Genomic DNA, 9,248 nt, shown 5'->3' on the forward strand with positions numbered 1-9,248 from the left:
GGCAAGGGGACAGCCGGCGACTCCCATGGTGCGCCGCCCGGGACGCCGCTGCCATCGCCCGGGCTTACATCGCGGTGACGGAGGTGTAAGGGTGGGGCCCNCAACGCCGCGGCGGTGCGGGCCCCACGGGTGATCCCTCCCGGCGGGGCGGCCCCTATGCCTTGGCGCGGGCCACCCTGAGGGTGACCCACGTGGCCACCGTGCCCACGATGAAGAGGTTGGGGCAGAAAGCGAAGGCCCAGATGGCGGGCAGCGTGGGGACCCNAGCGCCGAGGACGTCGTCGGCGCCGCCCACGACCACGCCGTACAGGCTCATGACCGTGGCCGTCACCAGGATGTTCGTGAGGGCCATGGCCGCGGAGCGGGAGCGGTCGCCNGAGAGGCNGCTCACGAGTTTAGAGGCCACGAGCGCCACGATGGGGTCGCCCACGACCAGGCACACCGCCATGGCGGCGACCCNGCCGACGCCGTAGGCGGGCGCCGCCCGGGCAAAGGCGTCGGCGGGGAGCGCGCCGTGGACCACGTGGCCTCAGGGGGCCATGAGCAGGAGCATGCCCGTGAGCATGCAGGTCTTGAAGACCCAGGTCTCGTAACGGCCCTCGGCGCGACCCACGCGCTTGATCACGCAGTCGCCGTAGATCGCCCTGACGACGGGAGCGGTGTTGCCCATATGGAGTTGTCCTTCTGGTGAGAGGCGGAGGTGCCCGAGTGCCCGAGCGCCCGAGACGCCCCGCGGGCCCGCCGCAAAGGTGGCGGATGGCCTGACGGCGGCCGCGCAACCAGCCTAGTGCAAAGCGGGNGTGTCGCNTAAGCGCCGGCGTCGACCGGAGGGCGCCACGGCCGGAGGGTGGCCATGCTCAACGGCAGAACGACGACCCTGGCCTAACCCAGCCTCTCCACCTTGACGCCGTTGCGACCCACCTCGATGTCCAGGGCCGCCAGGACGTCCAGGGCCTTCTCGGCATCCTGCCGCGCGTGGGTCACGCGCCCCTTCTTGAGGCCGCGCCCCGCCTCCACCGCCGCCACAGCCGCCGCGTNGTCGCCCTTGTGGGCGGCGTTGACGGCATGNCAGTCCACGCCGGCGAACCNGCCGGCAACGGTGAGGTCCAGCGGCACCCTGCCCTCCAGCATGAGCATGGCGATNACCGGGTAGCCAGCGTAGCCCTGCCAGTACGTGGCGTTGTCGTTGCTGCGGTAGACCTCGCGGCCGTCGGCGCCCGTCTCGCGGCGCACCGTGTAGCGCCTGGCGCCGTCGCTCGACACCACGGTGCAGGTGGCGCCGTCGTCGCCCAGGCGCGCATGGCCGTCCTCGACGGCCGTCCAGGCCTCGTAGACCTTCTCTGCGGGAGGCAGCTTCTCCACAGGGACCATCCCTTCCATCTGTCAGAAGTTGGAACCGTTCCAGCCGAAGTCGGGAGTGGAGCCGTACCGCACGTAGACGCGCGCCGGGTCGNNGCNCAGGNCGTCGCGGAGCTCGTCGCAGATGGGCCCGGTCATGGACCCCCAGACCGCCGGGTCCACGGCGGCGCGGGAAAAGACGTCCACGGTCACGTAGGCAGCGGGCTCGTCGGCGGAACCGCCCATGTAGATGGGCAGGTCGTCGTCGAAGACNCACATGAGCCAGGGCTCGCTNTTGCCCGGGACCTTGGCGATGNNGGTGCCGTAGAACGACTTCAGGGTGTCGCGCTGGCTCTCGGAGACGGGCTCGGAGGTGTAGGTGCGGATCACAGGCATGGCCTCTCCTCTCACTGGCTGACGAGTGGGTTGTACCCGCCGACGGACCCTGCCGGCGCGCCCATGGCCACGAGGGCCGCTGCCACCACCTGACCGTCACGGCACACGAGCACGGAGGACGAGGACGGCGGCTCCGGGCGGGGCGCGGGACCGACGGAGGGCGGGAGCCCGGCGTCCGCCAGTGCGGGCAGGCGGGAGGCGTCCACGCCGTCGGCGCGCAGGACGTCCAGGCGGTCGCCCTCGAAGCACTGGCGCAGGAAGTGGACCTCCATGTCGCGGACCTCGAGACGGTCGTAGACGGCCGACGGGAACGCGTCCACCACGAGGCCCGGGTAGCGCAGGTTGGTCATGTGCCGGAACGAGTCGAGGTCGGTGAAGCCCACGGTGTGGGTGCGCACGCGATCGAGGGGTGCGGGGTCGGCCGGGAGGTCGCGCCACGGCCCCACCGGCGCCGTGCCGAGGTCGCGCTCCAGGGCCGACGGCGCAAGGCCCACGGCCTCCGGCGTGGCCACCGCGCGGGCGCGCACGTCGTAGAAGCAGCTCTCCACGCGGCCCGCCGCCACGAGGGCGCCGTCCTGCTCGACGAGGACCTCGTTGTTGAGGAAGCGCGCACCCGGCGCCGCGTAGATCCAGGTGGTGAGGGTGACCGGCACGCGCACGGCGGCCTTGCGGGCCACGGCCAGCCGGTAGCGGGCGAACATCCAGCCGATGCCGCGGGTGCGCACGAGGTCGTCGTGGTCGAGGCCCAAGGCGGCGGCGTGGCCGAGCACCGACTCCTGGAGCATGGCGAGGAGCCCGAGCGTGCCGACCCGGCCGCTCTCGTCGGCATCGCGGTACAGGGGCGTGTAGGCGGTCCGGAAGGCCACGGGTCTCTCCTTGGGGCGGGGCGGGCGCTGGCGCTACGCCCGGTCACGGGGCTGGTGCATGGGGTTTATTCCCCGACGCCACCCGGGCACTTCTGTCCCAATGGTCGGGCACTTTTGTCCCAACACCCGGGCACTTCTGTCCCAGCCTCACGCGGTTTCATGCACGGCCGCCCACATCGACGGCCCCATGGACGCAAAAGGCAGTTCGCCAAGGCCCCCTTGGACCGAGGGGCCTTGGCGAACACGGGCAACCCATGCAGGGCGCCCGTTGAAATCAAGAAAAAAACATACGAAGTGACAGATGGGCCAGGCACCTCTGTCACGTCCTGCCTAGCGCGGGGACCTGCCGCTCTCCTCCGTCAGCAGGCGCAGCAGCGGCTCGGCCGATGCCAGGCCCTCGGCGTCGGCCTGCCNCCGCCAGTTGCCCTCNGCCTGGCCCGGGACGTTCATGCGGGCCTCGGTGCCCAGGCCCATGACGTCCTGCAGCGGCATCATGACCACGCGCGTGTCGCTCCGGAGCGCATCGGCCATGATCCTCTCGGCGACGGTGAGCGCCTCGTTGTCGTCGGCGATCCCGTAGGCGGAGCGCACGAAGCCCAGCAGGGTGTCGGTGTCGTGGGTGCTCGTGTAGGCCACCTNGCCCGGGGTCGGGGTGTAGCCGCCCCTGAGGTCGGCATCGGCGAACTCCAGCACGTCCATGCCGGGGAAGCCGCACTGGGCCACGAGGCCGCGGATAGCCGGCGTGATGGTGCCCAGGTCCTCGGCGATCACGGGCAGCGGGCCAAAGACCTCGGCCGCCCGCTCGAAGAGCGCCTTACCCGGACCCGGCAGCCAGCGGCCCTCGGTGGCCTTCTTGCCGGCAGGCACCGAGTAGTAGTTCTCAAAGCCCACGAAGTGGTCCAGGCGCACGTAGTCGTAGAGTTCGAAGGCCCTGCGCAGGCGCTCGACCCACCAGCCGTAACCGTCGTCGGCCAGGCGGTCCCAGTCGTAGGTGGGGTTGCCCCACAGCTGCCCCTCCGGCGCGAAGGCGTCGGGCGGCACGCCGGCCGACTCGTCCNTGCGGCCGTCCTCGCCCAGGTTGAAGACCTCGCGGTTGGCCCAGGTGTCGGCGGAGTCCTCGCTCACGTACATGGGCATGTCGCCGATGAGCGACACGCCGCANTCGTTGGCGTAGGCCTTGAGGCCGTCCCACTGCTCCTGGAACACCCACTGGCAGAACCGGTGGAAGCCCACGCGCCCCGCCAGCACCGGGTCGTCGAGCAGCGCCGGCGAGTACTCCCGGTAGCGGGCCGGCCAGTCCTGCCAGGCCACAGACTCAAGCGGTACGCCGTCNTCCGCATCCACGGCCACCTCGCCGGCGGCCACGGCGTCGCGCACGGCCATGAAGGCGCAGTAGGGGTCGAGCCAGTCGGCGTTGGCCTCCGAGAAGGCCGAGAGGCGCGCCTCTGTGAACACGCGCTCGTNCACGCGGCCGCGCCCGGCGAGGCCCGCCGGCAGCCCGGCCACGCCCTTGGCCTCCCAGGCCTCCCAGAGNCCCTCGAGTGTCCTGCCGCACCCGTCCACCAGCNCCGTGTTGCCCGCGAAGGCGGAGAGCCCCGCGNAGGGGCTGCCGAAGGAGTCGGTGGGGTTCACCGGCAGCACCTGCCAGTAGCCTTGGTGGCAGCGCTCGAGCCAGTCCACGAAGTCGTAGGCCTCGGGGCCCAGGGTGCCCGGCCCCTCCTCGCGGGGCAGGGAGGTGATGTGGCACATGACGCCCAGGCCCCGCTCGAAGGGCTTGGCCAGGGGGCTCGGCCCGTGGAAGTAGAGCAGGGCGCTCCCCAGCTGGCCCAGGGTCACCACGACCTCGTCGCCGTCGCGCTCGGGCACGCGCCCGCTCACCAGGTCGTCGCAGAGCTCGGCCACCATGGGCAGCCGCACCTCGTGGACGTCGGAGAGCGAGCGGTTCACGAGCACGCAGATGCGCTCCCCGGCCTCGTCGTCGCCGGCCGCCGGCGTGCGCCAGAAGCCGTAGACGTCGGAACCCACGGAGAACGGCTCGAACCCGCCGTTCACCAGCATGGGGAACTGCNGGCGCAGGTNCATCGCGTNCTTGTAGATGGCGCCGCAGTCNNCGTCCTCGTGGCCCCAGGGATAGGTGCCACGGTTGTACGGGTCGGTGTAGCCCTCGAGGCCGGCCTCGTCGCCGTAGTACACGCAGGGCACGCCCGGCGAGCACATCTGCACGAGGGTGGCCAGCCACAGGCGCCCCTTGGCGAGTCCGCGCTGCCCCTCGGAGAGGCGGTACCCGCGGCGCTGGTCGTCNGTGAGGGAGTCCTTGTCGGGCGCGCCGCCAAGGATGGTGAGCAGGCGCGTGCGGTCGTGGCTGCCCAGCAGGTTGAGGGTGGCGTAGAAGGCGTCGGGCGGGTAGTTCTCCTTGAGCGACGCCATGCGCTCCGCCATCTCCTCCGCGGGCCAGGTGCCGCAGACGTAGTGGAGCAGGGCCTCCCTGAACGGGTAGTTCATGGCGCTGTCGAGCTCGGTGCCGCAGAGGTACTTGCGTACCTCGCCGTAGGCCAGCTTGTTGGAGGCGTCCTCCCACACCTCGCCCAGGAGCAGGGCGTCGGGCAGCACGCGGTCCTCGGCGGCCTTGATGCCGGCGATGAAGGCGTCGTTGAGCTCGTCGGCCACGTCCAGGCGCCAGCCGCGGGCGCCGGCGCGCAGCCAGTGGGCCACCACGCCGTCGGGGCCGTAGACGAAGTCCTGCCACTCGGGGTTGGCCTTGTCGGTGTCGGGCAGGTCGTCCACGCCCCACCAGCAGGTGTAGGTGCCGTCCTCCTGCATGAGGTACCAGGGGCGGTAGGGCGAGTCGGGCGACTGCCAGGCCCCCACGGAGTCGTAGTTGCCGAACTTGTTGAAGTAGNCGGAGTCCACGCCCGTGTGGTTGAACACGCCGTCGAGGATCACCGAGACGCCCATCTCGGCGGCCTCGGCGCACAGGCGGCGGAACCCGGCCTCGTCGCCCAGCATGGGGTCCACGGCCAGGTAGTCGCCCGTGTCGTAGCGGTGGTTGGACTGCGCCTCGAAGATGGGGTTCAGGTAGATGGCCGTGAACCCCATGTCGCGGATGCGGCCCAGCTCCTCGCGGATGCCCTCGAGCGTGCCGCCGTAGAACTCCCACTCGGCCACGCGGCCCGAGTCGTCGCGCTTGTACGCGGGCGGCTCGTCCCAGTCCTCCACCAGGGAGCGGGGCACGCCGCCCACACGCTCCTGGGAGAGGGCCGCCTCCGTGCGCTCGCGCCAGTCGNCCCCGCGCTTGTAGCGCTCGGGGAAGATCTGGTAGANCATGCCGCCCTTGTACCAGTCGGGCGTCACCTCGCGGGGCCTGTACACGGTGATCTGGAACGACGGGGGCATGTGATCGTACATCTGCCCCACACCGCCGGTGCNGCCCTCGCGGGCGCCGTAGTAGCGCACGGTGCCGTCGGAGCCCTCGAGGAGGAAGGCGTACCAGACGATGCCGAGCTCCTCGCACGGGACCTCACCGGTGAAGGTGAGGCGGCCGTCGTCGGCGGTGTCGACGAGCTCCATGGGCAGGAAGGTCTCACCGACGCCGTCGACCCACGTGCGGATGGATGCCTGGGTTCCCGGGTCGTCCCACACGTCCACGGTCAACGTGACGGCGCCGCCCTGGGGGGCGGCGCCGTATGGGTCTCTGTACCGGGAGCCCCTGCTGTTGTGAAGGGCTCTCATGGTTTTCCTCTCGTTCTCGGGGTGCCGCCCGCCTAGCCGCGGTCGGGCGAGATCACCTCGGGGTGGAGCGTCGAGTACAGGTCGATGTAGCGGTTGGCCGCGACGGTCCAGGAGAAGTCCTGGCCCATGGCCTGCCGCTGGAGCGAGGACCAGGCCTGCTTGTCGGTCCAGAATACCTCGCAGGCGTTGAGCACGCAGTCGCACATCTCCTCGCCGTTGAAGTTGGCGAACGAGAAGCCCGTGCCCTCGCCGGTGTAACGGTTGTACGGGGTGACGGTGTCCTTGAGGCCGCCGGTCTCGCGGACGATGGGCAAGGTTCCGTAGCGCATGGAGATGAGCTGCGNCAGGCCGCAGGGCTCGAACAGCGACGGCATGAGGAACANGTCGGCGCCGGCGTACATGCGCTGGGACAGGCCCAGGTCGAAGTCGATGACGGCTCTCATGGACCCCCTGTACTTCCAGTCGAAGTAGCGCAGGNAGTCCTNGTAGGCACGGTCCCCCGTGCCCAGCACGGCCACCTGCACCGAGCGGCCCAGCAGGCGCTCGAGGCCGTACTGCACGAGGTCGAGGCCCTTCTGCTTGGTGAGGCGGGTCACCATGGCCACGAGCGGGCGCTCGGCGTTGACCTCCAGCCCGAGCTCGCGCTGGAGGGCCTCCTTGCAGGCGGCCTTGCCCGACATATCGTCGATCGAGTAGTTGGACGGCACGGCCGGGTCGNNAGCCGGGTTCAGGGAGTCCACGTCGATGCCGTTGANGATGCCGTGGAGCGCGCCCTCGCGCTGGCGGAAGATGCCGTCGAGACCCTCGCCGAAGAACGGGGTCTTGAGCTCCTGGGCGTAGGTGGGGCTCACGGTGGACAGCAGGTCGGAGTAGATGAGCGCGCCCTGCATGTAGTTCACCGTCTTGGGGCCGCAGTACATCTGACCGACGGCCTTGGGAGCCGAGAGCAGGCCGGCGGTGTCGAGCACGGAGTCGCCGTACTGACCCTGGAACTTGGCGTTGTGCACGGAGAACACGGTGCGCACGTTGTCGTAGAGCGGCAGTCCCTGGTAGTACTCGCGCAGGAAGACCGGTGCGAGGGCGGTCTGCCAGTCGTTGCAGTGCAGGACGTCGGCCCGGAAGTCGGGCAGGTACTGCAGGCTCTCCGTGATGGCCTTGGAGAAGAACGCGAAGCGCTCGCCGTCGTCGAAATAGCCGTAGAGGCCGCCGTCGCGCTTGAAGAAGTGCTCGTTGTCGATGAAGTAGAACTCCACGCCGTCGGACACGATGCGATCGAGGCCGCAGTACNCGCTGCGCCACCCCATGTTGAGGTAGAAGTCGCAGACGTGCTCCATCCGGTCGACGTACTCCTGCTTGATAGAGCCGTACTTGNGCGTCNTGACCGCGACGCGGCAGCCCGCGGCCGCGAGGGCCTTGGGCAGCGAGCCGGCCACGTCGCCCAGGCCGCCCGTCTTGGTNAACGGGGCGACCTCGGCCGAGGCGAAGACGATGCGGAGCTTCCTGCGGACCTTGGCGGACACTAGAGGGTTCCCTTCCCCTTGATGAGGACGTCGTCGGTGGTGCCGCGGAGCNCGGTGCGGGCGGGCACCACGTTGTCACGGTCGATGATGGCGTTCTCCACGCGGGCGCCGCTCTCGACGGTGCAGGACTGCATGATGATGGAGTTGCGGACGGTCGCGCCGGCCTCGACGATGACGCTGCGGCCGAGGATGGAGTTCTCCACGCAGCCGGCGATGCGGGAGCCGCCGGCCACCAAGGCGTTGGACACCTTGGAGCCCGGCTCGTACTTCGCGGGCGGGTTGTCGTGGGCCTTGGTGTAGATGGGGCGCTCGTCGCCGANGATCTCGTCGTCGANCTCGGGGTCNANGAGCTTCATCGAGNTCTTGTAGAAGCACTTGGCCGAGAAGACCGCCATGGCCGGGCCGTCGAAGGTGAAGGTCCGGACGTTGACGCGGTCGAGGTCGCCGATGAGGGCCTCGAAGAGGTCGAGGTAGTCCACGGCTTCGTACCAGCCGAGAAGCTGNTTGAGGATGTCGATGGAGACGATGAAGGTGTCCATGAAGGCGGTGTCGCCGAACTGGACGCCCTGATGTACGCCGGTCACGCGGCCGTTCTCGGTGTGGAAGCCGGTGAGGGAGACGTTCTCCTCGGAGGCGNGCTTGGTCACCACGNTGATGTCGGCGCCGGNCNTCACGTGCTCGTCGATGAGCTCGGTGTAGTCCATGTTGAGGATGATGTTGGCGGCCGAGAGGACCACGTAGGGACGGGTCTCCTTCTCGAGGAACATGCGGTTGTCGATAAGGTCGCGGATGAGGAAGCGCGCGCCGGAGCGGGAACTGCCGAAGGCGGAGCCGGGCAGGTTGAACAGGCCGCCGTGCTTGCGGTCGAGGGACCAGTCCTTGCCGCTCTCGACGTGGTCCATGAGGGCGCGGTAGTTGTAGGGCAGGATGAGGCCCACGGTGCGCATGCCGGCATTCACCATGTTGGACAGGGCGAAGTCGACCATGCGGTAGCGGCCGGCCACCGGGAGCGCCGCAGGGGGGCGCGACTCGGTGAGGGCACTCGGGTTCTTGACGGAATAATTGGCGGTGATGAGTCCGATGCAGCGATCCACGGTTACTCCTCCCCCTTTCCAACGACGACGTTGTCACCGACGACGGCGGTGTCCTTGACCTTGTCGACACTGCCGAACTTGACGTTCTCCTCCACGACGGCGCCCTCGCCCAGGATGGCGTTCACCACGTAGGCGCCGGCCATGACCTTGGCGCCGGGCAGNAGGATGGAGTCGACCACATGGGCGCGCGGGCCCACGTAGGCGTCCGTGGACAGGATGGAATGCTTGACCTCGCCGAACACGCGACAGCCGTTGGCCACGAGGGAGTCGTCCACGGGGGTGGCGTGGTACTCGGCGCCGAGGAA

5 protein-coding genes and 1 pseudogene are annotated in these 9,248 nt (G+C 69.7%); all 6 read right to left on the reverse strand.

Annotated features, from left to right (window positions below):
- Positions 1-529 precede the first annotated feature (529 nt).
- On the reverse strand, positions 530-670 hold the full coding sequence (locus JX283_RS07120) for a hypothetical protein (protein WP_168354064.1): 141 nt from the start codon (positions 668-670) through the stop codon (positions 530-532).
- 1,075 nt (positions 671-1,745) lie between these two features.
- Complete coding sequence (locus JX283_RS07125) at positions 1,746-2,600, reverse strand: acyl-ACP thioesterase domain-containing protein (protein ID WP_204829953.1); 855 nt, start codon at positions 2,598-2,600, stop codon at positions 1,746-1,748.
- Between the two features lie 330 nt (positions 2,601-2,930).
- Positions 2,931-6,245 carry a 4-alpha-glucanotransferase gene (locus tag JX283_RS07130; RefSeq protein ID WP_239652528.1) on the reverse strand — a complete coding sequence of 1,105 codons (3,315 nt, stop codon included), beginning with the start codon at positions 6,243-6,245 and terminating at the stop codon, positions 2,931-2,933.
- Between the two features lie 116 nt (positions 6,246-6,361).
- Entirely contained in the window at positions 6,362-7,849 is a 1,488-nt protein-coding gene (gene glgA / locus JX283_RS07135; RefSeq protein ID WP_204829955.1) for a glycogen synthase GlgA, read from the reverse strand.
- Positions 7,849-8,943, reverse strand: a complete 1,095-nt coding sequence (gene glgD, locus JX283_RS07140; RefSeq protein WP_204829956.1) for a glucose-1-phosphate adenylyltransferase subunit GlgD — start codon at positions 8,941-8,943, stop codon at positions 7,849-7,851. Before glgD ends, glgA begins: the two co-directional genes overlap by 1 nt.
- A 2-nt stretch (positions 8,944-8,945) precedes the next feature.
- Positions 8,946-9,248: pseudogene (glgC, locus tag JX283_RS07145) on the reverse strand (glucose-1-phosphate adenylyltransferase); the annotation flags it as partial.

The sequence above is a fragment of the Olsenella sp. CU969 genome, assembly GCF_905219715.1.
In the GTDB taxonomy this organism is placed as follows: Bacteria; Actinomycetota; Coriobacteriia; order Coriobacteriales; family Atopobiaceae; genus Granulimonas; species Granulimonas faecalis.